Genomic DNA, 26,204 nt, shown 5'->3' with positions numbered 1-26,204 from the left:
AAGGCCCGCCACCGCGAACCGTGGTTCGGGCGACGGGCCGGCCGGGCCGATAGGGCCTGGGCGGTCCGATAAGGCTCAGGCGGAGTCCTTGGACTCTTGGGTTCCCGGGGACTGTGGGTTGTCTTTCGCTTTTGATTCCTTGGCCGGAAGCGGTTTGGGGTTCAAGCAGGCATCGGTGAGGATCGGGGCGGCAAAGTCGACCTGCCATTCGCGCGCGCCCAGCGCCCGCAATTCAGCAGCCACGGTCTCAAGGGAGATCTCCGCAGGGGGTCGCCACGTGATGCGCCTGAGGAAGTCCGGCGTCAGCAGGTTTTCCACCGGTAGGTTGAGTTCGTCAGCTTTGGCCTGGAGCGCAGGGCGCGCGGTAGCCAGTCGGGCCGCGGCCTCGGGGTCCCGATCCACCCAGACCCGCGGTGGCGGCGGAGCGTTCGTGGGCAAGTGCAAGGGCGGCACGTCCGTCAGGGTCCGGGCATTGGTGATGCAGCGCAGCCAGCGTGGCGCCTCACGTTGGGCTGAGCGGCCATGGAATCCCTTGGTGGCCAGCAGTTGGGGGACAGTGGTAGGCATGGCTTTGGCGGCGGCTACCAGCGCAGAATCGGGAATCAGGCGACCTGGAGCCACATCACGCTTGCGGGCCAGCTGGTCGCGCTCCTGCCACAGTTCACGGACGGCTGCCAATTGGCGTCGGTCCCGGATCTGGTGCAGGCCGGACGTCTTCCGCCAAGGGTCCACCCTGGGTGCTGAAATGCCGGCGGCAAGGATGCCGGCAAATTCCTGCTCTGCGTACTGAAGTTTGCCGTCAGCTTCGAGCAGTTCGATGAGTTCTTCGCGCAATTCGGCAAGGACTTCGACGTCGAGGGCTGCGTACCGGAGCCACGGCTCGGGCAGCGGGCGGGTGGACCAGTCGGCCGCTGAGTGTTCTTTGGCGAGGCCGAATCCAAGGAGTTGTTCAATGACGGCGGCCAGGCCTACGCGCGGAAGGCCGGCAAGCCGTGCGGCAAGTTCGGTGTCGAACAGTTTGTCCGGCCACATGCCGAGCTCGGACAGGCAGGGGAGATCCTGTGTTGCTGCGTGCAGGATCCATTCGACTCCCCGGAGGGCCTCGTTAATGATGTCCAGGTTCTCGAAAGGCTCGGGATCAATCAGCCAGGTTCCTGCCCCCTCGCGGCGGATCTGCACCAGGAAGGCGCGTTGTCCGTAGCGGAAGCCGGAGGCGCGTTCTGCGTCCACCCCGGCTGGTCCTGTTCCGGCGGCGATGGCGGCGGCGCACCGTTCCAGTCCCGAAGGCGTATCGATGACTACGGGCACGCCTTCGCGTGGCGTATCGAGATCGATGACTTCAGGGACGTGGCTGTCGAAGCCGTCTACCTTGATGTGCGTGGTGGGATCAGCAACCGGAACGCCGGCTGTGTTTTTATCCAGGTTTTCAGGGGTCATGGTGGCTTAAGCTTACCGATTCATGCCGGGATCACGCCGGGGCGTGGTGATGGCAGCACCGTGGGCACCTCTGCCGGTAGGTGATTATTGGTCAATTGAGTCTCCTGTTGGGCAGTCCGGTGACACCCGGTGGAAGGGGTGGAAGTCCCGCGAACGTGCACACCATGTCGGACCAGGCTTCCAAGTGGGCCTGGACATCAGCGCCGGCCGGCGTCCACGAAGCGCGGAGTTCAATGTCTATGGTGTCCGGACGTTCGGCCAGCGTGCCGAAGCTTTCGGAGAGAATCCTGGTTGCCGTGCCGCCAGCCGCGCGGTACGGTGCCGCGTGGTTTTCCAAAGCATCCACCAGCCACGTCCACGCGACTGAGCCAAGCATGGAGTCATTGCCCATCTCCGCGTCCATTTGGGCCCTGATGTAGGTGACGATCCGGAATTCGCCTTCCCATACTGCCGAGCCGTCGGGATCGTAGAGGAGGATGAACCGGCCCGTGGCCAGTTCGTCGTCGTCCTCGCTTGCCGGCGTGTTGGCCTGGCTGGCTGCGAATGCTTTGGCTGCCGGCCCGTGCACGGGCACCCGACGTGTTGCCGCGGTGGGGCTGAAGACTTCTGCTCCGAGGGCTACTGCATAGGGTGCCAGCCGTGCCGGTGCAGGGATTTCGTCAAGCCGCAGTTCGCTGCGGCATTGGGCTTTTCGTAGCGTTCCCAAAGCGAGAAGAAAGTCCGAGGGAACCTGTGCGAGGGCGTTCACCCTCGCAGGTTATGCTTCCGGGACGGCGATTCCCAGCAGGCTCGCCGCCCCGGATGCACGGGGTTAGAGGGAGCCCAGTTCCCGCTTGATTCCTGCGACGAAGGCGTCGATGTCTGCTTCGGTAGTGTCGAAGGAGCACATCCACCGGACCTCGCCCCTGGCTGCGTCCCAATCGTAGAAGGCAAAGTTCCTGCGCAGGCGATCGGCAACGCCGGCCGGCAGGATGGCAAAGACGCCGTTGGACTGCGTTGCCTGGGTGGGCTCCACGCCGTCGATTGCCTCGACAGCCGTGCGAAGACGGGCCGCCATGGCGTTGGCATGTGCGGCAGACCGCAACCACAGCCCGTCCTCAAGCAGGGCGATGAACTGTGCGGAAATGAAGCGCATCTTCGAAGCCAGCTGCATGTTCATCTTCCGCAGGAACTTCAGTCCGTCCGCGGCCTCAGGGTTCAGGGCAACCACCACTTCGCCAAAGAGCAGGCCGTTCTTGGTGCCGCCAAAGGAGAGGATGTCCACTCCGGCATCGCGTGTGAAGGCGCGCAGGGGCACATCCAAGTAGGCCGCGGCGTTTGCCAGCCGCGCGCCGTCCATATGGAGTTTCATGCCCTTGGCATGGGCGTGGTCTGCAATGGCACGTACTTCTTCAGGGGTGTAGCAGGTGCCCAGCTCGGTGGTTTGGGTAATGGAGACCACCAGGGGCTGCGCGCGGTGTTCGTCGCCCCATCCCCATGCTTCCCGATCAATCAATTCGGGCGTGAGCTTGCCGTCTTCTGTGGGGACCTGCAGGAGCTTGATCCCGCCGACGCGTTCCGGTGCGCCGTTCTCATCCATGTTGATGTGCGCGGTGGAAGCGCAGATGACGGCTCCCCAACGCGGCAGGAGGGACTGCAGAGCCAGGACGTTGGCCCCTGTGCCGTTGAAGACAGGGAAACTCTCAATGCCGGAGCCGAACTGCTGCTCCAGAACTTCCTGGAGGCGCGCGGTGTAGACGTCCTCGCCGTAGGAAACCTGGTGGCCACCGTTGGCACCGGCCAAGGCGGCAAGGATCTCAGGATGCACGCCGGAGTAGTTGTCGGAGGCAAATCCACGCACCGATGGGTCGTGGAGTTGTTGGTGCCCGGCCATCGTGTTGGCGGTGGCAGTGGCCTCTGTTGTGCTCGTCACTTGTTCATTCACGCTTTCAAGTCTATTTGGCCAGCAGGATGCGCTGGCCGTTGAGGTTTGCGGCCGGCTCTTCGAACAATCCGACGACGGCGGCCGCCAGGTCTTCGACGTCCGTGTAGCCGGGGAACCGCCTCTCCGGGTGTGCGGCCCGCATGGCAGGATCCACCAGAGCCTTGACGACGAAGATGACAGCGGCACTGTGCAGGTCTTCGGGCTGGTGCTGGGTTTCGGCCCGGCCTTCAGCCTGCGCCCTGCGGAACCCGTCAGCCACCGCCAGGGTCCAGGCTTCAGCGGCGGCTTTGGAAGCGGCGTAGCTGGCGGCAGCGGCGGTGGGGGCGGAAGCGGCAGTGGAGGAAATCATCGCCAGCCGGCCATGGGGGGAGGCCTCAAGCTGGCTGTAGAAGACGCGGGAAACGTTGCGCAGGGTAGTGATAGCGCCGCGTTCCATCGCATTCCAGTCCTCATCGGACTGGTCTTCTATACCTTTCGCTCCACGCCAACCGCCCACCAGGTGGATCACACCATCCACGCGGTCCACGCCGCGGCCGGTGAGCCCGCCGGCCAGTTCACGAACGGCATCGTAGGAGGCGAGGTCACACACCATGGGGGTGACTCCGTTGCCGGCATCATCCGCCGCGGCCTTGATCCGGGCATCGTCCGAGCCGACGGTGAAAACCTTGTGACCGGCGGCCCCCAACGCACGCGCCGTGGCGATGCCGGACGCGCTGCTGCCGCCGGTTACAAGGATGGTCAAACCGGGCATCAGGCTGCCGTCGCGCCAGTGATGCCGGTGGTGGATTCGATGACGGGGCGCATTTTCTTCTCCAGTGCTTCGTAGAACATGGACAGGGGGAACTCATCGTCAAGGACCTGGTCGGTGAGCCCGCGGGGAGGACCGTCCAACGGCAGGGCATCCGGACCCTTGGCCCATACCGACGCCGGGTGGGCTGTGACGGTGCCGGAAATGAGTTCGTAAGCAGCCAACCAGTGGGCGGCCTTGGGGCGGTCGATCGAACGCCAGTACAGTTCCTCGATCTTTGCGCCGAGTTCAACCACCACTGCAGCAGCATCTTCCCAGTCAATGGAGAGTTTGCTGTCGGTCCAGTGCAGAACGTGGTGCTGGTGCATCCAGGCGAACAGCAGTTGCCCACCGAGCCCGTCGTAGTTGCGGACGCGGCTGCCGGTGATGGCAAAACGGAAGATCCGGTCAAAGATCACCGCATACTGAACCAGTTTTGCGTGTTTCCGGGCATCGGGATCTGCGTTCTCGTCCTTTTCGATGCGCACCGACTCACGGAAAGCGGTCAGGTCACAGCGCAGCTCCTCCAGTGAGTAGAGGAAGAACGGCATGCGCTGCTTGATCATGAACGGATCAAACGGAAGATCACCACGCATGTGGGTCCGGTCGTGGATGAGGTCCCACATAACGAACGTGCGCTGCGTGAGTTCCTGGTCCTCGATCAACTGGGCTGCATCCGCGGGAAGTTCCAGTGACGTAGTTGCTGCTGCAGCTTTGAGGACCCGACGGAAGCGTGCGGCTTCGCGGTCGGCGAAGATGGCGCCCCAAGTGAAGGTGGGAGTCTCGCGCACTGCAACGGTTTCGGGGAAGAGGACCGCTGAGTTGGTGTCGTACCCCGGAGTGAAATCGATGAAGCGGATGGGGACGAAGAGCTTGTTGGAGTACTCGCCTGCTTCCAGGCCTCCAATGAACTCCGGCCAGATAACCTCGATCAGGACGGCCTCGACCAGCCGGTTGGTGCTGCCGTTCTGCGTGTACATGGGGAAGACCACCAGGTGCTGGAGGCCGTCCACGCGAAGTTCCTGGGGCTGGAACGCCTGCAGGGAATCCAGGAAGTCAGGTACGCCAAAACCTTCGTTCACCCACCGGCCGAAGTCTTCCACCAGCAACTCCAGGTAACGGGCATCGTGGGGGAAGAGGGGAGCCAGGGCGGTAATGGCTTCGCAGATCGTTGCGACGAGCGCGGCTGCCCCGGCGTGGGCAGAAGGATCGGCGATGGAGCCGTCCTGTTCCTGGTGTGCCTGGAGCGCTGTGGCCGCGGCCTTCAGCGATGTCCACTCGGCGTTGTCGGCGGTGACACGCGGGAGGGTGGAGGTGGCGATGGTTGTCATGGAGCTCGGCCCTTTCCGAAGTAGTTATTGCTTCTGGGCCGAGCGTAGCAAGCGAAAAGCATTGCTAATCCAAAAAAGCCCTCAGCATAAGCAACTCTTGTTCTTCGGGTGCTTCTGTCCCGTTCGAGGTCCAGCGCGCAGCGTTTCTCCTCCGAACGATGCCGGACGGACCAGTAAATAGCTGGCCCGTCCGGACGCGTCAGTTCTCTTCCGCGTTGACCAGGCGGAGGGAAACGGAATTGATGCAGAACCGCTGGTCGGTGGGAGTGCCGTAGCCCTCACCCTCGAACACGTGCCCCAGATGGGAATCACAGTTGGCGCAGCGGACCTCTACCCGGTCCATCCCCATGGTGCGGTCATGAAGGTAACGGACCGTGCCATCGGCCAGGGGAGCCCAGAACGAGGGCCAGCCGCAATGGGAATCGAACTTCTCCTTGCTGGTGAAAAGTTCGCTGCCACAAGCACGGCACTGATAGACGCCCTCGGTGTGGGTATCCCAGTACTCCCCGGTGTAGGGTCGCTCCGTTCCCGCCTGCCGCAGAACCCGGTATTCCTCCGGGGTTAACTCCTCGCGCCACTGGGCATCGCTCTTCTCCACGGGCGCAGCGGTTGTCTTGCTGGTGTTCTCAGGAGTGTTCATGTCTTCTCCAACGCTCACGAGTCGCCGATAAATCCCGAACCCGCGTACAAATGCAGCACCGGAAGCCCCAATTGATCCTGGGCCTTGTTGGCCCAGTCCGTGTGGAACGTGTCGGCGATCGCGTGGGGCCGCGTGACCACCACAGCTTGAGCAGCATCCAGTGCCCGCACCTTGGCCACCAAACCGGCCACCGCACCGCCGTCGACTACTTCACCGGTGACGCCGCCACCCACGCCGGCCAAAGCCGCCAACGAGGCAGCCAACGTCTCCGACGCTTCAGCCCGCTCGGCTACCGGATCCGGTGACTGCGCAGTGAGCTCACGGAATGCCTTGGCAATATCGAGCAACGAGAGGTTCTCCAGGAAATCCACCAGGAGATGTCGCTCGGTATTGGCCGGAACCAGTACAACAAGGGGCGTGTCACCGCCGTCCACCAGTTTGGCGATGTTTACGCGGTCGTCGGGGCCAAGGGGCTCTTCAGTCAGGATGACTATGGGATCACTCATGGCTACAGCGTAGTCCCGCCCAACGTGCGTCCGCAGGCTTTTGCCGCCGAATCAACGCACTGAATCAACGCGCCGATTCAATGCACAGTGGCGCCGCGCGCCCGGCACCTGCACCAGGCACCGCCAAGGACCGGCAACAATGGAAGCATGGCATCGACTAACCGGTCAGCGAGCGACGCTGCAGAGAACAAACTGTCCCTCCGCACCAAATGGGCCATCGGCGGCTTCCTCGCGGGCGGCACCCTCGCCGGACTGCTGGGCGCAGGATCCTCTGCGCTCGCCGTCTACTTTGCCCGCCGCGTCATCACCCCCGCTGCCAGGCATGAGGACCAGGAGGTCCTCGCCGTCATCCAGGGCGACAAGGGCCCCCAAGTCATCCTGGCCGCTACTCCCGACACCACCATAGACGGCGTATTCAGCCTCTTCTTCGCCGGAGGTCAGGGCCATGCACGGATTGGCAGGATCGTGTCCTATTCCCCGGCCGAGCAGACCGTTCTCCGGGAGGTTGAAGAGGTCTACAGCGGAAATCTTGCAGAGGCCCGCCGTGGGTGGTGGAGCGGCGCCACCTACCCGGACCCGGCGTCGATTGGCCTGCTGGCCCAGGACGTGGACATAGCGGTCGACGGCGGTGTGGCACCTGCGTGGTTGGTCCGCGCCGAGGCGTCCAATCCGGCAGCGGTCTGGGCAATCATGGTCCACGGGCGTGGGGCCACACGCCTTGAAGGCCTTCGGGCTGTGCGAACGGCGCAGAGCCTGGGCATGGACAGCCTGCTCATCTCCTACCGCAACGACGGCCTTGCCCCGTCAGCCCTCGATGGACGCTACGGCCTGGGATCCACCGAATGGCGCGACGTGGAGGCTGCCATTGACTACGCGCGTGAACACGGAGCGGAGGAGATCGTGCTGTTCGGGTGGTCGATGGGCGGAGCGATCAGCCTCCAGACCGCCGATCTGTCCAGCCACCGGCATCTCATCCGGGCCCTGGTCCTGGATGCCCCTGTCATCAACTGGGTCAATGTCATGGCACACCACGCGCAGATGAACAGGATTCCCTACACTGTGGGGCGCTACGGGCAGTTGATGCTGGGTCACCCGCTGGGTCGCAGGCTGACCGGTCTTGCGGCCCCCGTTAACCTCAAGGCAATGGATTGGGAAGCCCGGGCAGTGGAGCTGCGCACACCCACGCTTTTGATCCACAGCGTTGACGATGACTATGTTCCGTTCGGACCCTCGGCGAGCCTTGCCGAGAAGAACCCGGAGATGGTGACCTTTGAGCCATTCAACGGCGCCCGGCACACCAAGGAATGGAATGTGGACCCGGAACGGTGGGAGCGCATAGTGCGCTCATGGCTGCAGCGGCAGCTGGCACCGCGGAACAACCCGGGACAAGCGGGCGGAGCAGGGCCGACGGACGGCACGGCCCAGGTACATGGTGGGGATTCTGTGGACGGTGGAGGCACAGCCGGCGTTCAGGGCCCTCGCGGCTGAACGCGCTGGCTGGTTAGCCTTGGGCCGTTGGCGTGGTCTTAATGGCCGCGACAGTGGCGTTGGTCAGCCGGACCAGGTCCGTCGGAGCAAGTTCGATGTCCAGCCCGCGCCGGCCTCCGGATACCAGGATGGCATCAAAGGCAAGCGCTGAAGCGTCAAGGACAGTGGGGGAGGGCTGGCGCTGCCCCAAGGGGGATATGCCGCCGAGCACGTAGCCGGTTCGGCGCTCCGCAGCCCTGGGATCTGCCATGGCTGCTTTTTTGGCTCCCAGCGCTGCCGCCACTGATTTCAGGTCCAGGTTGCCCGATACGGGGACAATGGCCACGGCAAGGCGGGCTTCGACTTCAACCATGAGGGTTTTGAAGACCCGCGCCGGTTCAATGCCCAGGACCTCTGCTGCTTCCAGGCCGTAGCTGGTTGCTGCCGGGTCATGGACGTACGGGCGAAGCACAAAGGAAACGCCGGCCGCAGCGAGGGCTGCAGTGGCCGGCGTTCCCTGTGAAGCCATCTTTTTGGCCATACCGTGTGGTGTCGCCTTTCAGTGCTCTGACGGAATCAGTGTTCCAACCGGTTGGCGGCTGCAACTTTGCGTTTGATGCGGCCGAGCATGGCGGTCATTCCCCGCATGCGCAGGGGAGTGATGGCCCTGGTCAGGCCCAGCAGTTCGGGCATGTCATCCGGGACGGCGAGGATTTCTTCGGCTGTTAATCCGTCGAGTCCCTCGTGCAGGACACCTGCGAAGCCGCGGGTGGTCGGCGCTTCCTGGGGAGCCTTGAAGAAGAGCCGGTACTTCCGGACGCCATCAGGATTCTTCTCCGACTCGATCGTGAGGAACAGCGGAGATTGGCACTCCACAACCTGTTCCAGCAACTCGGGGTGGTCCTTCAAGCGTTCCGGAAGCTCCGGCAGTCCCCTGGAGAACTCAAGCAGGAGCTGGAGGCGGTCGGGCTCCGTCAGTGCCTGGAAGTCATCGACGATTTCCGCCAACGCGGTGGGCAAAGTGTACGTACTCATCTCTTCCAGCTTACGCACAACCGGGGCGGAATGGCTCTGTGTGCCGCAACACTACGGGACTCCCGTTCACGTATCAGCTGCGAGCGAAGGCGGCCGGTACCGAGCCCCGATCGGCGCCCTTGACGATGGGAACGCGTACTGCGTTGCCCCACTCCGTCCAGGAGCCGTCGTAGTTGCGCACGGAATCAAAGCCCAGCAGGTATTTGAGCGCGAACCACGTGTGGCTTGAACGTTCGCCGATCCGGCAGTAGGCCACCACGTCATCGCCGGCTTCGAGCCCGGCTTCACCCAGGTACAGGGCTTCAAGCTCTTCGCGGCTGCGGTAGGTGCCATCTTCTGCAGCTGCACGTGCCCACGGAATCGATGCTGCCGTGGGGATGTGGCCGCCGCGGAGGGCGCCTTCTTCGGGGTAGGCAGGCATGTGGGTGCGTTGGCCGGTGTATTCCTCGGGGGAGCGGACATCGATCAGCGGGTTGCCCAGGTGCGCCAGGACGTCTTCCTTGAACGCACGGATGGGGGCGTCATTGCGCTCCACCACGGGATATTCGCCGACGACGGGCTGGGAAGCGTCGGTGGTGAGAGCGCGTCCTTCTGCGATCCACTTGTCGCGCCCGCCGTCAAGCAGCCGGACGTCTTCGTGGCCGAAGAGAGTGAAAACCCAGAGGGCGTAAGCAGCCCACCAGTTGGACTTGTCCCCATAGATGACCACGGTGCTGTCACGGGAGATTCCCTTGGAGGCAGCGAGGGCAGCGAACGCGGCACCGTCGACGTAGTCACGGGTGACCTCGTCGTTCAGGTCGGTGTGCCAGTCGATCTTCACGGCCCCCGGGATATGCCCGGTCTCGTAGAGGAGGACATCTTCATCGGACTCCACCACTACCAGCTTGCCGTCGGCGATGGCACCGTCGGCCAGGGCTGATGCCAGCCACTCTGTGGAGACGAGGCGTTCCGGGTTTGCGTATGCGGCAAACTTTTCGTTCTGTTCAACGGGGTAGGACATGGTGATGGCCTTTCACTGACAACGGACGGGAGCCAGGCCGTGGAAAATGGTGCAGGTGCCAGCCCGGCGTTCTCCCAACACTAACCACGGGCTGCCCGGATTGCTTCCCGGCGGTCACACGATGAAACATGTGCTTGGTCACGTGTCCTTCCCGGACCTTCCAATGCCGGTATTCTTGCTGGGGACCTAATACCGAAGGAACGGACCACCGTGGTACAGATCGAACAACTGGCTGCCCGCACACCGGCAGTCTCCGTGGAGGAACTCCTCAAGGGTTTCTACCCCTCTCCGCGATTCGGAGAGGTCTCGTTCGACAGTTACCGTCCCGATCCCTCGCAGCCGAGCCAGGCCAACGCCGTGAAGCTCCTTTCGGCCTTCGCCGACGGGGTTGGCTCCGAGGACAGTGGCGGATTGTTCAAGAAGCTCTTCGCCAAAAAGGCTCCGGCCACCAGGGCAGGAATCTACCTTGACGGTGGTTTTGGAGTGGGCAAAACCCACCTCCTGGCCTCCTTGTGGCACAGGTCTCCGGGCCCCAAGGCATTCGGCACGTTCGTGGAATACACCAACCTGGTTGGTGCGCTTTCGTTCCGCAAGACCGTCGAGGCCCTGAGCAGCTACAAGCTGGTCTGCATCGACGAATTCGAACTCGATGATCCAGGCGACACCGTGTTGATGTCCCGCCTCATGCGCGAACTGGCCGACGCCGGCGTCAAACTGGCCGCCACATCGAACACCTTGCCTGGCTCGCTGGGTGAGGGGCGCTTTGCCGCCGTCGATTTCCAGCGCGAGATCCAGGTTCTTGCCGACCAATTCGATGTTGTCAGGATCGACGGCGAGGATTTCCGGCACCGCGGCTTGCCTGCTGCTCCGGCACCCCTCAAGACTGAAGAACTCAAGCACCGCATGAAGGCCGAATTTGCTGGCAAGACGGTGGCAGTGGACGATTTCCGCACACTGGTCAACCATCTGGCTGCGGTTCACCCCAGCCGCTACCGGCAGCTCATCTCCGGCGTCGAAGCAGTGGTCTGGAGCGACGTCGAAACCATCACGGAACAGGCTGTGGCCCTCCGCTTTGTGGTGTTGGCGGACAGGCTCTACGACAAGGATGTGCCCATCCTGGCCAGTGGCGTCCCCTTCGACAAGCTCTTTACCGAAGAGATGATGACCGGCGGCTACACCAAGAAGTACTTCCGTGCTGTGTCCAGGCTGACAGCGCTTGCCCGCGAGGCGCAAAACCACGAGCCTGCCTGACTCACGCTTTCTGTACTGGTTCGCGGCTCTTGAGCATCCAGCGAACCAGGATGCCTCCGGCAAGCGCCCAGAACGCGGCGCCCACACCGGCGAAGCTGAGGCCTGACGCTGCCAGCAGGAAAGTGATGCAGGCTGGTATGCGTTCCTCTGCGACGGCCAGCGCAGAGGAAATGGACGCCGCCAAGGTCCCCAGGAGTGCCAGGCCGGCTACGGCTTCCAGCAGTCCCGATGGTGCCGCCGCCACCAAGGTCACCAGGGCCGCCGAAGCTGCGGCCAGGACCAGGTAGGCCAAACCGGAGACGAACGCTGCGATCCAACGCCTGCTGTGGTTCCTGCCCGCCTCCTCGCCGGCCGCCAGGGCTGCGCTGAGGGCGGCAAGGTTGATCGCATGGCCGCCGAATGGCGCTCCCACGATGGTTCCGGCTCCGGTGACCAGCATGGAGGAACGCCAAGGTGTGGTGTAACCAAACGACTTCAGGACAGCGACTCCCGGGATGTTCTGGGAGGCCATGGTGACGATGAACAAGGGCAAGGCCAGCCCTACTGCCGCCTCCACGGAGAAAGCCGGTGTGGTCCACTCCAACCTTGGCAGGAGGCTGTCCACGGGGATCTGGACGCCGTTGGAGGCAATGTGGATTCCGATAACGGCCAGGGCCACCAGCAACGATGCCGGGACTGACCACCGCGGCGCGAACTTCATCAGGACAACCCAGCACAGGACCACGGGAACAATCAGCAGCGGAGCCGATCCCAGCGACTTGAAAGGAGCCAGGCACAGGGGGAGCAGGACTCCGGCAAGCATGGCTTGGGCAAGTGCCGTCGGGATTTTTGCCATGAGCCGCCCCAATACCGGCAACAGTCCTGTCAGGACGATCAGCACCCCAACCATAAGGAAGGCCCCCACGGCAGCCGGCCATCCGCCGTCGACCGTTCCGGCTGAGGCGAGCAGCGCCGCCCCGGGCGTGGACCAGGCGAGCGTCACCGGCAACCTGGAACGCCAGGACAGCCACAGGATTCCAAGGCCAAAGGTGAGGGTGAGAGCGAGTAGTCCGCTCGATGCCTGGGCCTGGTTGGCGCCCACCGCCTGCAGGCCGGCAAGGACGACGGCAAATGATGAGGTGAAACCCACCAGCGCGGTGACGATACCGGCGGTAATCGGAGGTCCCAGTGTCTCCCGGCTGGAACTGTCGTGCGTTCGGGGCGGGGAGACGGAAGGCATAAAGACCAACGTACCCGACCGTCAGAGGGTGGGCGTTAAACGCCAAGGGCACCGGTGGCGCCTCTCGGCGGGACCGGTGCCCCCTTGACGTATCTGGTACGGCGGCTCAGGCAGCTACGGCTGCTTCGGCTCATCCGTGACGGGAGCCTGTCCAGGCTGACCGTCGTTCTTGGCCACGAAGTCGGAAGCGGCGTTCTGGACCTTGTCGACGTGGCCGGCATACTTGCCGCCCGTCTTCTCGTCCACAAAATCCCCGGCCTTTTCGATGCCATTCTTGATGGCTTCTTCGTTGCCTTGAATGAGACCCTGAGCCTTGCCCTTCAGGTCGTCAATTAAACCCACGGGCACCTCCCTTCCATCGCGGAGCCAGTTCGCTCCTCCGCGTCCGACCCTAACACCACTTCCCAGGGGTGCCAAGGGTTCCGGATTGGCCTGTGGACAAACTACGCCAACGGCGTACTTTCCACCTTGTGGCGGGGGCTGTCCGGATTCATCAGGGAGTGTCGTCGGCCGTAAGCGAAGTAGATCACCAGGCCAATCACGAGCCATACACCAAACCGGACCCAGGTTTCCCAGTGGAGCTGGAACATCAGGAATGCCGAAGCCAGGACACCGAAGGCAGGCACGAGCGGCATGAGCGGCAACCGGAACGTCCGCGGAGCGTTCGGCTTGGTGTAGCGGAAGACAATCACCGAGACGCACACCACCACGAATGCGGCCAGGATGCCGATGTTGGTGAGGTCGGCTACTTCCTTGATGGGGAAGACGCCGGCAAGGAATGCCGAAGCAACGCCGGCGATCCACGTAACGCGCTGCGGCGTCCCGTGCCGGTCCGTCTTGGCGAACCAGCCCGGCAGCAGGCCGTCACGGCTCATGGAGAACCACACGCGGGTGACGCCCAACAGGAAGGTCAGCATGACGGTCAGGATGGACAGAACCGCGAACACGGAGATGATGGTGGCAATGACGGGCAGTCCCACGCCCTGGAATGCCGATGCGAAGCCGGCTGTGGGATTGATGTCCTTGTAGTTCTGCATGCCGGTCAGGACAAGCGTGGCAGCTACGTACAGGAGCATGGCAATGATCAAGGACAGGATGATGGCCTTGGGCATGTGCTTCTTGCCGTCCTTTGCCTCTTCGGCCGCCGTGCTCATGGCGTCATAGCCGAAGACGGCGAAGAAGACGGTGGCGGCACCGGCAATGACCGGGCCGAAGCCGCTGGGCATGAACGGGTTGTAGTTTTCGGTGTTGACGTAGAAGATGCCCAGTCCAATGATGAACAGGATCAGGATGACCTTGATGGCCACAGCTACCAGCTCGAACCGACCAAAGGCCTTGGTTCCGCGGCTGAGGATCCAGGTGACCAGGAGGCAGACCAGGATTGCCGGGAGGTTGATGATTCCGCCCTTGCCCTCGTCGGCCGTGGACGTCATCCAGGTTGGCATGTGAATTCCGATGCCGGAGAGGAAAGCATCAAAGTATCCGGAGATGCCGATGGCCACTACAGCCACGATCGCAATGTACTCCAGCAGCAGATCCCAGCCGATGAACCAGCCAATGATTTCGCCAAGGGCGACGTAGCCGTAGGTGTAGGCCGAGCCGGCGCGGGGGATCATGCCGGCGAATTCCGCGTACGAGAGCGCGGCTGCACCGGAAGCCAGGCCGGCGATCAGGAAGGAAAAGAGCACTGCGGGGCCTACGCCCGGGTTGCCCTCGCTGCCGTGGGCTACAAGGCCGGCAAGGGAGAAAATCCCGACGCCGATAATTCCGCCAACGCCGATTGCTGTCAGCTGCCAGAGGCCAAGACTCTTAAAGAGTCCGCTGTGTTTGCTTTCTTCCTCGATGTCGTCGATGGGCTTGCGCCTCAGGACGGACTTGGAAGCCGTCTGTTGATTCATGGGGGTACTCCTGCCATAGGCGTGGAACGGTGATGAGCTCGCAGTACATTATGCGAGCCGAATCACATTAGATAAAGCGACTTCTTCTGAGGGGTATCGGTTATTTCCCGTAATGAGTTGGTCTTTGCTGAAAAATGGCACAAAAAAAGCAGCTCCGGGGAGCTGCTTTTTTATTCCGGAGCGGACGACGAGATTCGAACTCGCGACATCCACCTTGGCAAGGTGGTGCTCTACCAGCTGAGCTACGTCCGCACATGCTGCCTGCCTGGCTGATGCCTGGCCTTCAACAACAAACAAGTTGCCTTGTTCTGGTGGGCGATACTGGGATCGAACCAGTGACCTCTTCCGTGTCAGGGAAGCGCGCTACCGCTGCGCCAATCGCCCGTTTCCGGGTCCTTCTAAAAGGAGAGCGGACGACGAGATTCGAACTCGCGACATCCACCTTGGCAAGGTGGTGCTCTACCAGCTGAGCTACGTCCGCACATGTTGTCTGCCTGGTTGGTGCCTGGCCTTCAACAACAAACAAGTTGCCTTGTTCTGGTGGGCGATACTGGGATCGAACCAGTGACCTCTTCCGTGTCAGGGAAGCGCGCTACCGCTGCGCCAATCGCCCATGCATCCAGCCAGAAGCTGGAAGACATGGTTTTCACCGAGGTGGGTACGGGATTCGAACCCGTGTATACGGCTTTGCAGGCCGCTGCCTCGCCTCTCGGCCAACCCACCGTGTAAGCAGGATTCCGGGGAATTCTTGCCTTGACAGTGCCTTGCGAGCGGACGACGAGATTCGAACTCGCGACATCCACCTTGGCAAGGTGGTGCTCTACCAGCTGAGCTACGTCCGCAGTGTCGTTTTGACGGCCAGCCCTGCAGGCTTTCCGTCGCTTTCCGACGAGTAAAAACTCTATAGGAGGTTGTTGCAAACTCCAAATCGGGCGCTGATTTTTGCTTTCGGAGACGGCCGGATCCTTGTCTTTCCGCGGCTTGCGGGGAGTTTCACCGGTGTAATTCCACCCGTGTAGTTCGCTGCCGGTGCGAAGGAGCTGATCGGTTTTGCATTCAGGCCGTGGTCGGTTAGTGTTTTCTATGCACCCGGGCGATTGGCGCAGTGGTAGCGCGCTTCGTTCACACCGAAGAGGTCACTGGTTCGAACCCAGTATCGCCCACCAAACAAAAACCCCCCGGTTCTCCGGGGGGTTTTTGGTTTCCGGGGATGTCAGCGTCGTCCTCAAAGTCTGAGCAGAAGCTTTCAGCAGTGCGGCAGGATGGTCGTGACGTTCGGCCCGGTGTAGACGTAGCGGTCAGAAACGTACTGGGCACCCAACGAGCCGGGGTAGAGCTTGAGCCAGATGTTGTCACCGTCTACCCATGTGCCGGTGGTCCAGCAATCGAATTCCTGGACCAGGCCACTGCTGAGCGTGCGGCCCGTGAGCGCGTATCCGGTGCCGGGTCCTCTTCGGACGTTGAGGTTGTAGTTGGTGTAGACCTGAGCGCACTTAGCGCGGTAGTCGCTGAAAGAGACAGCGCCACCGTAGCCATTATGTGGGAACTGAGTGCAGTACTTGATGGTGCTTGACAGCTTTGCAACAGCCGCATTTGCCGGGGGAGCGACCATGGTCAACGAGAGTGTGATGCCAATGGCCGCTGCTGTGCCAAATTTCTTGAGTGTGGGTTTCAACTGTCCACTTCTCCTTCTCATCTTTGTTGCCTGAGGAGGCCATGGTCTCAACTGAGATCAGGCCTGACGGTGCCACGGTGAACTACCGCTGCCTATATGTGATGTGGGTTACGGAATCGTGACGACAAGTGATGAAATGGGAGTTGTCCCTGCGCGTCGAACGGCCTTGCGTTGTTGGCCTGGAGAAATATTTGCTGGGTCAGGAAACCTGCGCGTCACCGAAGACGAGATAGCCTTGCTCGGAATATTCGCACTCGCCGGTGCCTGTTGAAGCACGGAAAGTCAGCGTTTGTCCCCCCGTCAGAACAACTTGCAGTGGCGCCCCTCCGTCGTCGTCTATTTGCAGACGGGTGATGAGCGCATCATCGAGATACACATCAACAATTGCTTTGATTCCAGCGGGGGTACCGGCGCGAAGACCCACTTGGGCCTTGAAAATCGTGAATGCGCCATCCAATTGATAGCTTGTCTGGTCGGTCGTTCCGTCGCAGCCCATGAACTGGGATGTTGATTTCGTGTACACGGTGCCCGATGCATCGCCTTCAAGTACGGCGCTGGTTTCGCCCACCGGCCTGGTGGATTCGTTTTTGAGCGCGTATAGCCACTGGCCGCCGGCCTGCAGGGAACCCGGTGCCGCCAGCTTCCCGGGTGCGGTGGTGGTCGGCGTCGGTGCCGGCGTGGATGTCCCGGCCGGGCTGTGACGCTCAGAAGCCGTAGGCCCGGAAAAGGGCGCCGAGTCCGTCGTAGAAGTGGAGGGGTCGGGTTTTGGGCCTTCCGGGCTGCCACCGGTACCGCAGGCTGACAGACCTAAGGTCATGGACATTGCCAGGGCAAAAATGGCGGAACGTTGGATCCTCTTCAAGACTGTTTCTCCTACTTTATAGCTGCGGAATTTCAGAAAATGAGGTGCCCGGACTAAGAGGGACAAGCTGCCTGGAAACACTGACTCGATGCCGAAGCCTGCTTCAGTCTCCAGTCCGAGGTGTCGGTGGCTAGTGGGGGGTTACGCTGTTCCCAATGCCGGTAACCGAACTCGCGGGGGCATCCCCGGCATAGCGTGCCGAGTTCGAGTTGCCGCTGACAGTGGCCATCTTCAGCGTGCCGGTTTTGACCGAATTGCCTTGTCCTTCCATGGTCAGTACACCGGTGGTGCGATTGTGCAGGGAATTGGGCCCCGAGACGATGGTGACGTTTTCAAAGGTGTCACCTGTGAGGAAATTCCCAACACCGTCAATCTGAATGGTTGTGGCATTGGCGGCCTGTACCGTATTCGAAGTTCCCATGACGCTGATTGAGTTGCAGGCACCGGAAATTCTCACCGTGTTCCCTGTTCCATCGATGACAACGTCACCACCCGAACAGTTCAGTTCGGCGGTAACAATGTCGCCTGTGACAGTGTGGGTGGTTCCGCTGGAAATCTGGAGCGCAGTTGGGGCGGTGGTGGGGATAATGACCTCTGGTCCGGAACTGGAGTTGGCTGCGGCAGGAGAATTTGATGTGGGGCCTGCAGATACCGGCGAACCAAGTTGCGGTGACGGGCTGGCCGCAGTGGAGACGGCACTGCTGACGGGCGCATCCGTTACGACTGCTCCTGCAGGAGCGCCGCCGGCACCGCATGCAGAAAGAGCAAAGGCTGCTCCTGCATTGGCCAAGACCAACGGCAATACCAGCAAGATCCTCCGGTGTTCGAATCGTTCCATGATTGCTTGTCCTTGATCTATAGCGTTGGTCCGCACTTTTCGTGCTGTGACGTAACCATCGCAGTTTCAACCAGTGCTGTCACGCCGGGAAAAATGCTGTCAGCAGAACTGCCGACAGCATGCCGGTGGCGGCGATGGGTAGCATTGCGTTCCATGGACAGAACCGGGGAAGAGACCCTTGCGACGGTGAGGGATGCGTTGATGCACAACCGGACATTCCTGGTGCGGGGCATTGCCCTTCTTCGGCTGGCCCAGCTGCTGCTGTGGCCGGCAGGCATTGTGTTCGGCCTGACTGCGGGCATTGAGAACCCGGCCCTGGCGACCGTCACCATTGTCCTGCAAACCCTTTGGTCCTTGATTTGGGTGACCATCGTGCTCAGCCGAAACGACATCCCTGTATGGTCGCTGTGGGCAGATGTCTCCATCAATGCCAGTGCTGCCGTCACGGCAGGTCTGGCGTGCTATCCCTGGGACGCATTGAGTTGGTCAAATTCCGCGGTTCCGTTGGCCATGGGAAGCATGTTTTCCCTCGCACTGCTTTTTCCGGCACGGCGCGTTGTCCTGGCTTGGCTTATGCTGTCAACCGGTATTGGTGCCGGCGCCTCTGTCGCCATGTTCGGCCAGCCGGCGATGGTGACTGAGTATCTTTCCACCTTGGTTATGCTCCTCGTCGTGGCTGCCTTGGCCTCACTGGTGGGGCACCGGCTGCGCGCGCTGGCGGAAAATGCCGGCCGCGCCGCGGAGGCATTGGAGAACGCCCTGCAGTGGCGCCGAGCCGCGGAAATGCAAGGCAGCGAACGGACAAGGCAATACCGCACGCTGCATGACACAGTACTCTCTACCCTCAGTGCGCTGGCCCGTGGAAGTTTGGATGCCTCAGACCCGCTCGTCCAACGGCGCTGCGCAGCTGATGCGGAATACCTGCGCTCGATTATCTCCTCGGCGGACCGGTCAGCGGCAAACAGGCTTCAGGGCGAGCTTGCGGCTCTAGGCCGGGAACAGGCGGTATTGGGCTTGAGGGTGCACCACCAGGTTGCCGACATGCCCGCAACCGTTCCCGAGGAGGTCGTCATGACGATTCGGGACGCCAGCAGGGAGGCTCTGAACAACGTCTTGAAGCATTCGGGGCAGAGCCAGGCATGGGTGACGGGGCGCGGCGACCCCTCCGGGAACGGCGGAGTCACGGTCACGGTAACAGACCGCGGGCGGGGATTCGACACGGGCGGAAACTATCCGGGCCTCGGACTGAGCGGTTCGATCATTGCCAGAATGGCTGAAATTGGGGGCAGTGCAGTGGTTGAGAGTCAGACCGGGCAAGGGACCAGCGTGGAATTGCGGTGGCCCGCATGAGCAGTCCTGTGCGGATTGGCGCGATTGACGATGACAGGATGCTCCTGCAAGGCCTTGCTGCGTGGCTGGAACCGTTGGAGGATGTGGTGCTGGTCAGGATGGCGTCCACGGTGGCCGAATATCTGCAGGATCATGCGGACGTCGATGTAATCCTGCTGGATTTGAATCTCAGGGACGGCAGCAATCCCGGCCGCAATGTCCAGGAGCTCCTCGAAACAGGTGCAGCTATTCTCGTGGTTTCAACCATTCCCGATCAAGAACATGTGTTGGCAACTATTGAAGCGGGCGCGTCGGGCTACATCACCAAGGACAATGATCTGCCCAACCTCGTCGACTTTATCCGGTCCGCAGCTAAGGGCGAGTTGGCGGTCAGCCCGGAGTTGGCGTTTTTGCTAAGCACTGACGCGCGGCCGCAGCGACCCCGGCTTTCAGCCCAGGAATCCACGGTTCTGCGTATCTACGCCTCGGGGGCCACGCTGGCCGCAACGGCCCGCCAGGCAGGCGTCGCTTATGGAACGGCCAGAGAGTACCTTGAGCGTGTCAAACGCAAGTACACTGACGCCGGATGGCCAACCAGGACCAAACTTGAACTTCGCGAACGGCTTTGGGAAGAGGACCTCTGAAGCTTGGCTCCCGGCGTGGGAGCGGTGGCGGTGACAGACCGGTGACCCTGCCTACGGAAGTTTCACGAAACTTCCCAGGCTCTCCCACTCATGGGTTTCGTTATTCAGCAAAGTGGTTTCGACGCCGGTGCCCTTTACCTCCCGGAGACCGTACTGGTAACCCTGCACTGAATACTCTGACAATCGGCCGTCCTGGCCTGACCGCGGCGTGAGTAAGGCGACATACGCTTAGGCGTCATTGGTGCTGTGAGGAGCAGATGGCTTGCTGGTCCGGCCGGACCCCGGGCCCGCGGAATCTGCGCACGCCGACAAGCTGCCCAACAGCAGCACTGCCGCGATCATGATTGGTGCTGTCAGTCTATTCATGATGTGGGCACTCCTTCTTTGGAGCGATGGGCCGGTCCCCACCTCTCCTTTACGGCTTGACGCACGGTGTCGGACGCACTGCGCCCGAGGCCGGTTCGTGGGGACTCAGTTGCAGTGCAAGTTCACGCAGCTGGCGGGGCCGGAAAGGCTTGATGAGGTATGCCGTGGCTCCGGAGGCGATGGCGTGCAGTTCGTCATCCAGTTCTGCAAAGGCCGTGATCATCAGAATGGGGGCGGGTGAAACGGCGGCAATCAGGCGTGCAGCCTCGCGGCCATCCATATCAGGGAGGCCCACATCAAGAGTGATGAGGTCAGGGTTGAGTCGTTCGGCTGCAACCACGCCGTCATGTCCTGTTTCGCAGGCGTGAACCTCGAAGCCGGCGTCTGTAAGGATCAACGCTATGAGGTCGCGGATATCAGTATCGTCCTCAATGACAACGCAGGTTCTTGGTGAATTCACGTGGCCCCCTTCGGGACAAGCTTACGTGCGGGACCGCCCGACGCCGTAGAGGCCCGCCGGTTCAGGTCCCGACGGACCTTCACCATTAGGCGCAACGCCCCGCCCGGCACCCTGCTGACGGGGGCGTGTCACGAGGATGGCAAGGGCTGCCGTTGCACAGAGTCCGAGTGTCCACCAAGGAAAGCCGGGGTCCAGCGTCTGGCCGGCAAAGGCTTGTGCTTGGTCCTCGCTTGGAGCATCAACGCGCTTCCCGCGTACCAGGAGTCGGTGGCTGTTGACGCCCTTTGGGGTGCAGGTAACGAGGGTGACCAGGTCTTGCCCTGCGATTTTGCGGAGGGCTTCGGTGTCTTCGGGCTTCACGGTCAGGATTTGGTCGACTTCATAGTAAATCGCCTTGCCCAGGACGGTGATGGAGAAGACGTCCCCCGTTTTGACCTTGTCCAGGTTGTCGAAGAGCGTCGAATTGACGAAGCCCGAATGGCCGGTCAACACGCTGTGGGTGTCCGTTCCACCAACCGGCAGCCCAGAGCCGAAAAGGTGCCCGATGCCTTTGGACAGGGTTTCCTCGTCCGTGCCATGAAAGACGGGGAGGTCGCTGTGGATTGAAGGGATGCTGATGCGTCCCATCATGCCGTTGGGGCCGACGTCGAGGATGTTTTTGTACGTTTCCGAGCCGGCCCCCACAACGATCTGGCCGCCGTCGTCATTCAAAGAGTACGGATCCCTCAAAGGACCGCTGGGCAGGGCTGCATTGAATGCCCGGGCCTTCTCCAGCAACGAGTCCTGCGCTGAGGGTGCAAGGTTCTCCACCGTGTCGGCGTAGCCGCTGATTTCCGTGGCATGCACACGGTCCGAGAACCAGGCGGCCGCAGTTGGGTACAGCAGGATGCCTACGCCTATGACGGCGGCAAAAATGATGAAGAGGCGCTGCCCTGTCCAGGCACGGCGACGTGGGCTCCGGGGGCGCAGCCGGTTTGTTTGCTTCGGTTTCATGTCGGTCCTGGGAAGGGTGGTGAAGTGAGTCGTTGGAACGGACGGAACCACCGTGGGGAAGAGCGCATGATTGGCGTTCTTCCCCACGGTGCGGTCAAGCTGTCAGGCCCTGATCTTCCGGGATTCAGCCTTTGTCGGCGCTGCGGCGTGAACGGATCAGCAGCAGTACTGCACCAACCACCAGGAGTCCGCCGGCTGCGTACAACAGGTTCGTTCCAACGCCACCGGTCAGGGGGAGTTCAAAACCGCTGTTGGAAGGGACGTTTTTGACCTGGAGGTCAATCCCGACTGCCGTGGAACCGGCGTTGATGACGAAGGACACCGGCGCGGCCAGCAGTTCGTATCCGGCTGGGGCGGTTGTTTCAACCAGGTAGTAGGTGCGGTAGTTGGCATCCCCGGGTGCCACAGCAGCGCCGTTCGCCCAGTCTGAGTAGCGCAAACCGGACAGAGTCAGCGTGCCATCGGCAGCTACGGTGAATACGGTCTGGCCGCTGATGGCGATCGGGTTGGTGCCGGCTTTGGCGTCTGTCTCGGAAGCGTAAACGGAAAAGGATGCGCCAGAAAGGGCTGTGCCGTTCGGATCGGTCTTCTGAAGGGTCATTTCGCCCCACTTGGTGACAACCGGCGGCGTAACGATCGGTCCACCCGGCTGACCCGGGGTGCCGGTGAAGCTTCCGGCGTTCGGGTAAACGGCAGCAACGTTCTCGATTTCTCCGACTGCGTTGGCGGTGGTGTTGACAACGAGCTGGACGCGGGTGGTGTTGTGCGCGGCAAGCACGGCCCGGCCGGCTGCGGTGAACTCAACCGAAACAGTGTTGCTGGCTGCATCGAAGGTCACCACGTAGTGGGTTCCTTCGGTAAGGACGGTGCCATCGAGCAGCGTTGCCGTTGCATCGACGTAGCTCAGCTTGGGATCGAGGACATCAACAATCTTGTAACCATCAATGATGGCTTCGTTCGGGATGTCACCGGTGATGGTGAAGTCGACCGCGTCACCGAGTTTCACAGCCGGGGCGTCCGTAACCGTCTTCTCAGCACCGGTCACAGAGTTCTTGGGGTAGACGTTGACGTCGTAGATCCAGTTGTTGGTGTTGTTGGGGTCAGTGAGCGGCACCGAAATCAGGAAAGGAGCCGACGGCGTCACACCGGCCGGGTAATTGGTTTCTGTCACCAGGTAGAGGCCCAAGGGAAGAGTGTTGAAGGCTGCTGTGCCGGTGGCGTCTGTTGTTTGGGATTGTGCGGCGCCCAGGGTGTAGCCTCCGGCCGCGATGGAACCAGCCGGATTGGCCGCAGAGAAAGTAGTGCTGAGGTTGTGGGCAGCATCCCAGCCGGCGTTCGTGCTCAGATCGATGGAATTGACCTGCGCGATGCTGAAGGTAATGCCCGACAACGGGGTCAGTGCGCTGGTATCCACGGCGGTGCCGTTGTTCGGCAACCCGGTGGGCGTGGCTGGACGCTCAAACTTGTGGACAGTGATGGAACCAGTCCGGGTGCCATCGACAAGGGGAGCGGCGGATGCAGGAGCTACGGAAAAGGACATAGCCAGCACCGCCCCGGCGATGGTGGCGGCGGCGGTCTTCCAAAGACCCCGGGAGCGTAAATTGCTCACGTGAACCTCTTTCTTTTTTTGGGGGTGATGCTCGGAGTGAACACCTTGGGGGGAAATACGGTCCTACCTTGGGATGGCGGACCGGGTCTGGTATCAGGCCAATGCCCGCTTGCGTGAGCGCCTGAAGCTTGTGAAGGCCACGAACAGCGACGCCGTCAGGAGTCCTGTTCCGGCTGCCGTGAGCGGCCACCAACCAATGCCTCCTGTTTCGGGCATCTTCAAAGCAGGGACATCACGGACGGTAACGAGGAACACGCCGTCGCCGTCAGGGTCACCGCTGGTCACGACACCTGAACCGCTGCCGGCGCCCAGCGTTACGGCACCATTGGGCGCAACCGTGAACTGCACCGGCTCTGCGAGGAGACTGAATCCCGCAGGTGCCTGGGTCTCCTGGAGCCAGTAAACGCCCGGCTCGATTCCGGTGATCTGAAACTGTCCAATGCTGGAGGGGACAGGCGTCACAGCGTAGGCATTATTGACGGCACCGGCCGCACCCGAGGCGTCGTCGTGGATGGCCCAGGACGAGCCCGCCATGGGGACCCATAATGAACCCGAGGATTCCCCGACCTTCTCAAGAAGAATTTTCGACGGCGTGTGGTGGGTGGTGATGCATGCCGGATTCACTGGTGTGGCGCCAGTCGCGCAACGAAGAGGAGTCACGCTGCCACTGCCGGTGGCCATGTTGACGAGTTGGGAACTCCAGGCCGTCTGGGCGACGGTGACTTTGTAGCTCAGGACGGCCGTTGCACCGGCCGGAAGCGTGAATGGGGCGGTGGTGAGTACCGTCGAACCTGCCGGCGGGTCGGCTACAGCGACAGGCGCTGAAGTGCCAATCTTCAGTGTGGCGGATCCGGGCACGAAGGCTGCCTGATCCAGGACGTCCGCCAGGTTATCGGTGAGGACAACGTTGTTGATCTGCCCTCTGTCACTGGTGGCCGTCACAGAGTAGGTGATGGTTTCTCCGGGTCGAACAGAAGTGTTTCCGGCAGAAGGTATGCCGTTGACTGAGGCACTCTTTGCCATGGTCCACTGGGGTGTTACGGGGGTTGTGACGGTGGCGGAGCAGCCGGTTCCCGGAGACGGAGCACAGGCGGGATCAACGGTAGTGACCAGCGAGGTGGAGCCAGCCACAGGATTCGGTCCTCCACCTGGCATGGTGGGAACGGCGGTCTGGGCGGCGGGCACGATGGTGGCCGTATTGGTGATACTCGTTGAGCTGCCCAGGGCAACTGTGCCTGTAATCCTGTAGGTCAGTGTCCCGCCGACGTTGATACGTACAGTTCCGGAGATGCTTCCTGTGCCGCTGGGAGCGTTGCAGGCGGTCGGTGCGGTGGGTGGGAGGTTCGGGGTACCTGCAGCTGTCACACTGCAAGTCCATGCTGCGCCCTGGATGGATGAGGGCAAGGGATCAGTGAACAGAGCGTTCACGGCATCGCTGGGTCCGTTGTTATGCACCACCACCGTGTACGTGATGCTCTGGCCGGGCACGTAGGTGGTGAGGTCAGCGCCTTTGGTGATGGACAGGTCCACCACCGGCTTCACGGTCAGAGGGGCAGTCCCCGGAGAGTAAAGCCCGGTAATGGTGGGGAAGTTGTTGGTGCAATTGGGAACCGCAGTACCGTCGTTGGCTACGCATCCCGAGTTGTTGTAAACGCCGGGAGTGTTGGACGTAACGGTAACGGTAATGGTGCACGAGACACTGCCCTGTGCGAGGTTCCCCGTCACATCCACGGTCCTGCCCGACACTGTTCCGGCTGTGCGGACACACGTCCCGCCCAGTGGCCCGACGGCAGTCAATCCGGCAGGCATTGTGTCAATGAAATGCCATCCGTTCTTGGCCATGAGGTCAGAGGTGTTGGTGACGGTGTAGGTCAGTGTTGTGTTCTGCCCCTGCGTGATAGTGGTGGGGGCAAAGGACTTGTCCAGCTGAGGGGTCACGTCCACCAGCTGCGGAAGGTCAAAACCGACGTCGTTTCCGTTGCCTGTAGCCGTAAGGTTCCGCACCCGGATGCCCAGCGTGGGAGTCGTCCCGGAAACGGGAACTTGAATTGCGCCGGACTGCAGCTTCGCGACGCGGAAGCTGCTGCCGCCATAATTGACGGACTGGGAACTGGCATCGGAGCATGGATCCAAATTGGAGCCCACCACGGTGGGTACTCCGTTGATGAGGATGGCGAACTCCTGGCTCGCATGGTTGGAGAAGCAACTGGTTGCCCCGAAGATGCCTGAGATCGCGTAGTAATGCCCGGCGATGGTGGGAATCGTGTTCTTGGTGGTCTGCAACTGACGCCCCGCCAACTGGGCGCCGGTAACGCTGTTGGTGTACTCGCTCAGGATCTGGTTCTGGGCGGCCTGCGCGTCTGTCATGCCCTGGAAAAGGCCCATGGCATGTGCCATCTTGCCAAGCTCCGTGAAAGCGGTGTTCCGGCCACATTGATCGTTGGTCAAGATGTTCAGGAGTCCGCCGTTGCTGGGCAATGGCGTACCTTCGCGCAGGATCCAGCCGTTGCAAGCCTGGGCGCCGGGCAGCCATGCGGCATCGGCCGTGTACTGTTCACTGCCCGCTGCTGCTCCGCCGGTGTACGAGCCCAAGGGTATTGGCGCCGTAGCCGCGCTCGCATTTGAGAAATCTTCGCTGTAGACCAACTTTCCCGCCTGGGTGACGCCCGGCGTTCCAGGCAGGGCGGCAACAGGTGTGGGGGCATTGACGGCGCTGTAGCCGATGGTGCCGGCAAGGACCGCAAGAGCCGTTGCGAGGAGGACGAGCCGTGAGGCGGCACGCTCGCGGTTGGTCTTGGTGACGCCCCGCTTCATGTACTTCTGCATGGTCCATTTCTCCTGACATGCCACCGGAAAACCGGTAGCTCTTCGCCCAATTGGATGACTAGTGGATTTCAGAAGGGGATCGTGACGGAGAAGTGAGTGTGAGCTTT

The 26,204-nt window shown here is 61.9% G+C and carries 26 protein-coding genes and 7 tRNA genes; 5 read left to right on the top strand and 28 right to left on the bottom strand.

All coding sequences use genetic code 11. From position 1 onward, the window contains the following. Nucleotides 1–75 precede the first annotated feature (75 nt). The 7 genes from AC6JA3_RS12665 to AC6JA3_RS12635 all read right to left on the bottom strand — a co-directional run bounded on the left by AC6JA3_RS12665 (nt 76) and on the right by AC6JA3_RS12635 (nt 6,625). On the bottom strand, nt 76–1,437 hold the full coding sequence (locus tag AC6JA3_RS12665) for an HRDC domain-containing protein (RefSeq protein WP_026540326.1): 1,362 nt from the start codon (nt 1,435–1,437) through the stop codon (nt 76–78). Between the two features lie 91 nt (nt 1,438–1,528). Next, a complete protein-coding gene (locus AC6JA3_RS12660) occupies nt 1,529–2,185 on the bottom strand; it encodes a DUF3000 domain-containing protein (protein WP_026540327.1) in 657 nt (218 codons plus the stop codon). Between the two features lie 63 nt (nt 2,186–2,248). Continuing rightward, complete coding sequence (locus AC6JA3_RS12655; protein WP_051421517.1) at nt 2,249–3,310, bottom strand: threonine aldolase family protein; 1,062 nt, start codon at nt 3,308–3,310, stop codon at nt 2,249–2,251. A 61-nt stretch (nt 3,311–3,371) separates the two neighbouring features. Next, on the bottom strand, nt 3,372–4,112 hold the full coding sequence (locus AC6JA3_RS12650; protein ID WP_026540329.1) for an SDR family oxidoreductase: 741 nt from the start codon (nt 4,110–4,112) through the stop codon (nt 3,372–3,374). Continuing rightward, nucleotides 4,112–5,479 carry a DUF6421 family protein gene (locus tag AC6JA3_RS12645; protein WP_026540330.1) on the bottom strand — a complete coding sequence of 456 codons (1,368 nt, stop codon included), beginning with the start codon at nt 5,477–5,479 and terminating at the stop codon, nt 4,112–4,114. The genes AC6JA3_RS12650 and AC6JA3_RS12645 overlap by 1 nt, the downstream gene beginning before the upstream one ends. Nucleotides 5,480–5,678: 199 nt before the next feature. Continuing rightward, on the bottom strand, nt 5,679–6,119 hold the full coding sequence (msrB, locus tag AC6JA3_RS12640) for a peptide-methionine (R)-S-oxide reductase MsrB (RefSeq protein WP_026546602.1): 441 nt from the start codon (nt 6,117–6,119) through the stop codon (nt 5,679–5,681). A 14-nt stretch (nt 6,120–6,133) separates the two neighbouring features. Beyond that, a complete protein-coding gene (locus AC6JA3_RS12635) occupies nt 6,134–6,625 on the bottom strand; it encodes a hypothetical protein (RefSeq protein WP_026540332.1) in 492 nt (163 codons plus the stop codon). 147 nt (nt 6,626–6,772) lie between these two features. Between AC6JA3_RS12635 and AC6JA3_RS12630 the strand changes: the two genes are divergently transcribed. Beyond that, nucleotides 6,773–8,113, top strand: coding sequence for an alpha/beta hydrolase family protein (locus tag AC6JA3_RS12630; protein ID WP_081733251.1), 1,341 nt, complete (start codon nt 6,773–6,775; stop codon nt 8,111–8,113). A gap of 13 nt (nt 8,114–8,126) precedes the next feature. Here the strand turns inward: AC6JA3_RS12630 and ybaK are convergent, their stop codons facing one another. From ybaK to AC6JA3_RS12615, 3 genes are all read right to left on the bottom strand, one after another. Beyond that, nucleotides 8,127–8,633, bottom strand: coding sequence for a Cys-tRNA(Pro) deacylase (gene ybaK, locus AC6JA3_RS12625; RefSeq protein ID WP_026540333.1), 507 nt, complete (start codon nt 8,631–8,633; stop codon nt 8,127–8,129). A gap of 35 nt (nt 8,634–8,668) precedes the next feature. After that, the gene (locus AC6JA3_RS12620) at nt 8,669–9,127 is read right to left on the bottom strand and encodes a SufE family protein (protein ID WP_202900146.1); all 459 of its coding nucleotides are present in this window, start codon (nt 9,125–9,127) and stop codon (nt 8,669–8,671) included. A gap of 73 nt (nt 9,128–9,200) precedes the next feature. Then, nucleotides 9,201–10,127, bottom strand: a complete 927-nt coding sequence (locus tag AC6JA3_RS12615; RefSeq protein ID WP_026540335.1) for a sulfurtransferase — start codon at nt 10,125–10,127, stop codon at nt 9,201–9,203. A 210-nt stretch (nt 10,128–10,337) separates the two neighbouring features. Between AC6JA3_RS12615 and zapE the strand changes: the two genes are divergently transcribed. Beyond that, complete coding sequence (gene zapE, locus AC6JA3_RS12610; RefSeq protein WP_026540336.1) at nt 10,338–11,378, top strand: cell division protein ZapE; 1,041 nt, start codon at nt 10,338–10,340, stop codon at nt 11,376–11,378. Nucleotide 11,379: 1 nt separating this feature from the next. On the opposite strand, the gene AC6JA3_RS12605 is transcribed toward zapE, so the two are convergent. The 9 genes from AC6JA3_RS12605 to AC6JA3_RS12565 all read right to left on the bottom strand — a co-directional run bounded on the left by AC6JA3_RS12605 (nt 11,380) and on the right by AC6JA3_RS12565 (nt 15,337). Next, complete coding sequence (locus AC6JA3_RS12605; protein ID WP_026540337.1) at nt 11,380–12,597, bottom strand: benzoate/H(+) symporter BenE family transporter; 1,218 nt, start codon at nt 12,595–12,597, stop codon at nt 11,380–11,382. A 114-nt stretch (nt 12,598–12,711) separates the two neighbouring features. Continuing rightward, nucleotides 12,712–12,945, bottom strand: a complete 234-nt coding sequence (locus tag AC6JA3_RS12600) for an antitoxin (RefSeq protein WP_026540338.1) — start codon at nt 12,943–12,945, stop codon at nt 12,712–12,714. Nucleotides 12,946–13,040: 95 nt separating this feature from the next. Then, the gene (locus AC6JA3_RS12595) at nt 13,041–14,495 is read right to left on the bottom strand and encodes an amino acid permease (protein WP_026540339.1); all 1,455 of its coding nucleotides are present in this window, start codon (nt 14,493–14,495) and stop codon (nt 13,041–13,043) included. A 179-nt stretch (nt 14,496–14,674) separates the two neighbouring features. Beyond that, a tRNA-Gly gene (locus AC6JA3_RS12590) sits at nt 14,675–14,747 on the bottom strand. Nucleotides 14,748–14,804: 57 nt separating this feature from the next. Next, a tRNA-Val gene (locus tag AC6JA3_RS12585) sits at nt 14,805–14,879 on the bottom strand. A 24-nt stretch (nt 14,880–14,903) separates the two neighbouring features. Beyond that, nucleotides 14,904–14,976: transfer RNA gene (locus AC6JA3_RS12580), tRNA-Gly, on the bottom strand. A gap of 57 nt (nt 14,977–15,033) precedes the next feature. Then, nucleotides 15,034–15,108: transfer RNA gene (locus tag AC6JA3_RS12575), tRNA-Val, on the bottom strand. A gap of 39 nt (nt 15,109–15,147) precedes the next feature. After that, nucleotides 15,148–15,218: transfer RNA gene (locus AC6JA3_RS12570), tRNA-Cys, on the bottom strand. Nucleotides 15,219–15,264: 46 nt separating this feature from the next. Further along, nucleotides 15,265–15,337 (bottom strand) — tRNA-Gly (locus AC6JA3_RS12565). A 249-nt stretch (nt 15,338–15,586) separates the two neighbouring features. Between AC6JA3_RS12565 and AC6JA3_RS12560 the strand changes: the two genes are divergently transcribed. Further along, a tRNA-Val gene (locus AC6JA3_RS12560) sits at nt 15,587–15,661 on the top strand. Between the two features lie 80 nt (nt 15,662–15,741). On the opposite strand, the gene AC6JA3_RS12555 is transcribed toward AC6JA3_RS12560, so the two are convergent. The 3 genes from AC6JA3_RS12555 to AC6JA3_RS12545 all read right to left on the bottom strand — a co-directional run bounded on the left by AC6JA3_RS12555 (nt 15,742) and on the right by AC6JA3_RS12545 (nt 17,870). After that, nucleotides 15,742–16,170 (bottom strand): SH3 domain-containing protein, encoded by a 429-nt coding sequence (locus tag AC6JA3_RS12555; RefSeq protein WP_051420736.1) that lies wholly within the window; start codon nt 16,168–16,170, stop codon nt 15,742–15,744. Between the two features lie 199 nt (nt 16,171–16,369). Continuing rightward, nucleotides 16,370–16,738: a hypothetical protein gene (locus AC6JA3_RS12550; RefSeq protein WP_155854576.1), complete on the bottom strand. Its 369-nt coding sequence runs from the start codon at nt 16,736–16,738 to the stop codon at nt 16,370–16,372. Between the two features lie 424 nt (nt 16,739–17,162). Continuing rightward, on the bottom strand, nt 17,163–17,870 hold the full coding sequence (locus AC6JA3_RS12545) for a DUF3060 domain-containing protein (RefSeq protein ID WP_026540341.1): 708 nt from the start codon (nt 17,868–17,870) through the stop codon (nt 17,163–17,165). Between the two features lie 153 nt (nt 17,871–18,023). Between AC6JA3_RS12545 and AC6JA3_RS12540 the strand changes: the two genes are divergently transcribed. Continuing rightward, complete coding sequence (locus AC6JA3_RS12540; protein ID WP_051421482.1) at nt 18,024–19,220, top strand: sensor histidine kinase; 1,197 nt, start codon at nt 18,024–18,026, stop codon at nt 19,218–19,220. Next, nucleotides 19,217–19,843: a response regulator gene (locus tag AC6JA3_RS12535; RefSeq protein WP_026540342.1), complete on the top strand. Its 627-nt coding sequence runs from the start codon at nt 19,217–19,219 to the stop codon at nt 19,841–19,843. The genes AC6JA3_RS12540 and AC6JA3_RS12535 overlap by 4 nt, the downstream gene beginning before the upstream one ends. Before the next feature lie 51 nt (nt 19,844–19,894). Here the strand turns inward: AC6JA3_RS12535 and AC6JA3_RS12530 are convergent, their stop codons facing one another. The 6 genes from AC6JA3_RS12530 to AC6JA3_RS12505 all read right to left on the bottom strand — a co-directional run bounded on the left by AC6JA3_RS12530 (nt 19,895) and on the right by AC6JA3_RS12505 (nt 26,097). Further along, nucleotides 19,895–20,026: a hypothetical protein gene (locus tag AC6JA3_RS12530; protein WP_272944930.1), complete on the bottom strand. Its 132-nt coding sequence runs from the start codon at nt 20,024–20,026 to the stop codon at nt 19,895–19,897. A 45-nt stretch (nt 20,027–20,071) separates the two neighbouring features. Then, entirely contained in the window at nt 20,072–20,209 is a 138-nt protein-coding gene (locus tag AC6JA3_RS12525; RefSeq protein ID WP_155854577.1) for a hypothetical protein, read from the bottom strand. Nucleotides 20,210–20,258: 49 nt separating this feature from the next. After that, the gene (locus tag AC6JA3_RS12520; RefSeq protein WP_026540343.1) at nt 20,259–20,669 is read right to left on the bottom strand and encodes a response regulator transcription factor; all 411 of its coding nucleotides are present in this window, start codon (nt 20,667–20,669) and stop codon (nt 20,259–20,261) included. 21 nt (nt 20,670–20,690) lie between these two features. After that, nucleotides 20,691–21,662, bottom strand: coding sequence for a class C sortase (locus AC6JA3_RS12515; protein ID WP_081733252.1), 972 nt, complete (start codon nt 21,660–21,662; stop codon nt 20,691–20,693). 124 nt (nt 21,663–21,786) lie between these two features. Then, complete coding sequence (locus tag AC6JA3_RS12510; protein ID WP_026540344.1) at nt 21,787–23,271, bottom strand: SpaH/EbpB family LPXTG-anchored major pilin; 1,485 nt, start codon at nt 23,269–23,271, stop codon at nt 21,787–21,789. A 93-nt stretch (nt 23,272–23,364) separates the two neighbouring features. Beyond that, nucleotides 23,365–26,097, bottom strand: coding sequence for a DUF7933 domain-containing protein (locus AC6JA3_RS12505; protein WP_091551196.1), 2,733 nt, complete (start codon nt 26,095–26,097; stop codon nt 23,365–23,367). Nucleotides 26,098–26,204 lie beyond the last annotated feature (107 nt).

The sequence above is a fragment of the Arthrobacter sp. TmtSoilC79 genome, assembly GCF_059739405.1.
The sequence above is the reverse complement of the archived record's forward strand: the minus strand, read 5'-3'. Positions and strand labels throughout refer to the sequence as shown.

Coding starts and splice junctions, on each gene's coding strand:
- AC6JA3_RS12595 (WP_026540339.1), bottom strand. CDS start 14,495: ATGAATCAACAGACGGCTTCCAAGTCCGTCCTGAGGCGCAAGCCCATC.
- AC6JA3_RS12615 (WP_026540335.1), bottom strand. CDS start 10,127: ATGTCCTACCCCGTTGAACAGAACGAAAAGTTTGCCGCATACGCAAAC.
- AC6JA3_RS12620 (WP_202900146.1), bottom strand. CDS start 9,127: ATGAGTACGTACACTTTGCCCACCGCGTTGGCGGAAATCGTCGATGAC.
- AC6JA3_RS12655 (WP_051421517.1), bottom strand. CDS start 3,310: ATGGCCGGGCACCAACAACTCCACGACCCATCGGTGCGTGGATTTGCC.
- ybaK (WP_026540333.1), bottom strand. CDS start 8,633: ATGGCCAAAAAGATGGCTTCACAGGGAACGCCGGCCACTGCAGCCCTC.
- AC6JA3_RS12630 (WP_081733251.1), top strand. CDS start 6,773: ATGGCATCGACTAACCGGTCAGCGAGCGACGCTGCAGAGAACAAACTG.
- AC6JA3_RS12545 (WP_026540341.1), bottom strand. CDS start 17,870: ATGGAACGATTCGAACACCGGAGGATCTTGCTGGTATTGCCGTTGGTC.
- AC6JA3_RS12650 (WP_026540329.1), bottom strand. CDS start 4,112: ATGCCCGGTTTGACCATCCTTGTAACCGGCGGCAGCAGCGCGTCCGGC.
- AC6JA3_RS12605 (WP_026540337.1), bottom strand. CDS start 12,597: ATGCCTTCCGTCTCCCCGCCCCGAACGCACGACAGTTCCAGCCGGGAG.
- AC6JA3_RS12635 (WP_026540332.1), bottom strand. CDS start 6,625: ATGAGTGATCCCATAGTCATCCTGACTGAAGAGCCCCTTGGCCCCGAC.
- AC6JA3_RS12525 (WP_155854577.1), bottom strand. CDS start 20,209: ATGAATAGACTGACAGCACCAATCATGATCGCGGCAGTGCTGCTGTTG.
- AC6JA3_RS12505 (WP_091551196.1), bottom strand. CDS start 26,097: ATGCAGAAGTACATGAAGCGGGGCGTCACCAAGACCAACCGCGAGCGT.
- AC6JA3_RS12665 (WP_026540326.1), bottom strand. CDS start 1,437: ATGACCCCTGAAAACCTGGATAAAAACACAGCCGGCGTTCCGGTTGCT.
- AC6JA3_RS12535 (WP_026540342.1), top strand. CDS start 19,217: ATGAGCAGTCCTGTGCGGATTGGCGCGATTGACGATGACAGGATGCTC.
- AC6JA3_RS12515 (WP_081733252.1), bottom strand. CDS start 21,662: ATGAAACCGAAGCAAACAAACCGGCTGCGCCCCCGGAGCCCACGTCGC.
- msrB (WP_026546602.1), bottom strand. CDS start 6,119: ATGAACACTCCTGAGAACACCAGCAAGACAACCGCTGCGCCCGTGGAG.
- AC6JA3_RS12540 (WP_051421482.1), top strand. CDS start 18,024: ATGGACAGAACCGGGGAAGAGACCCTTGCGACGGTGAGGGATGCGTTG.
- AC6JA3_RS12645 (WP_026540330.1), bottom strand. CDS start 5,479: ATGACAACCATCGCCACCTCCACCCTCCCGCGTGTCACCGCCGACAAC.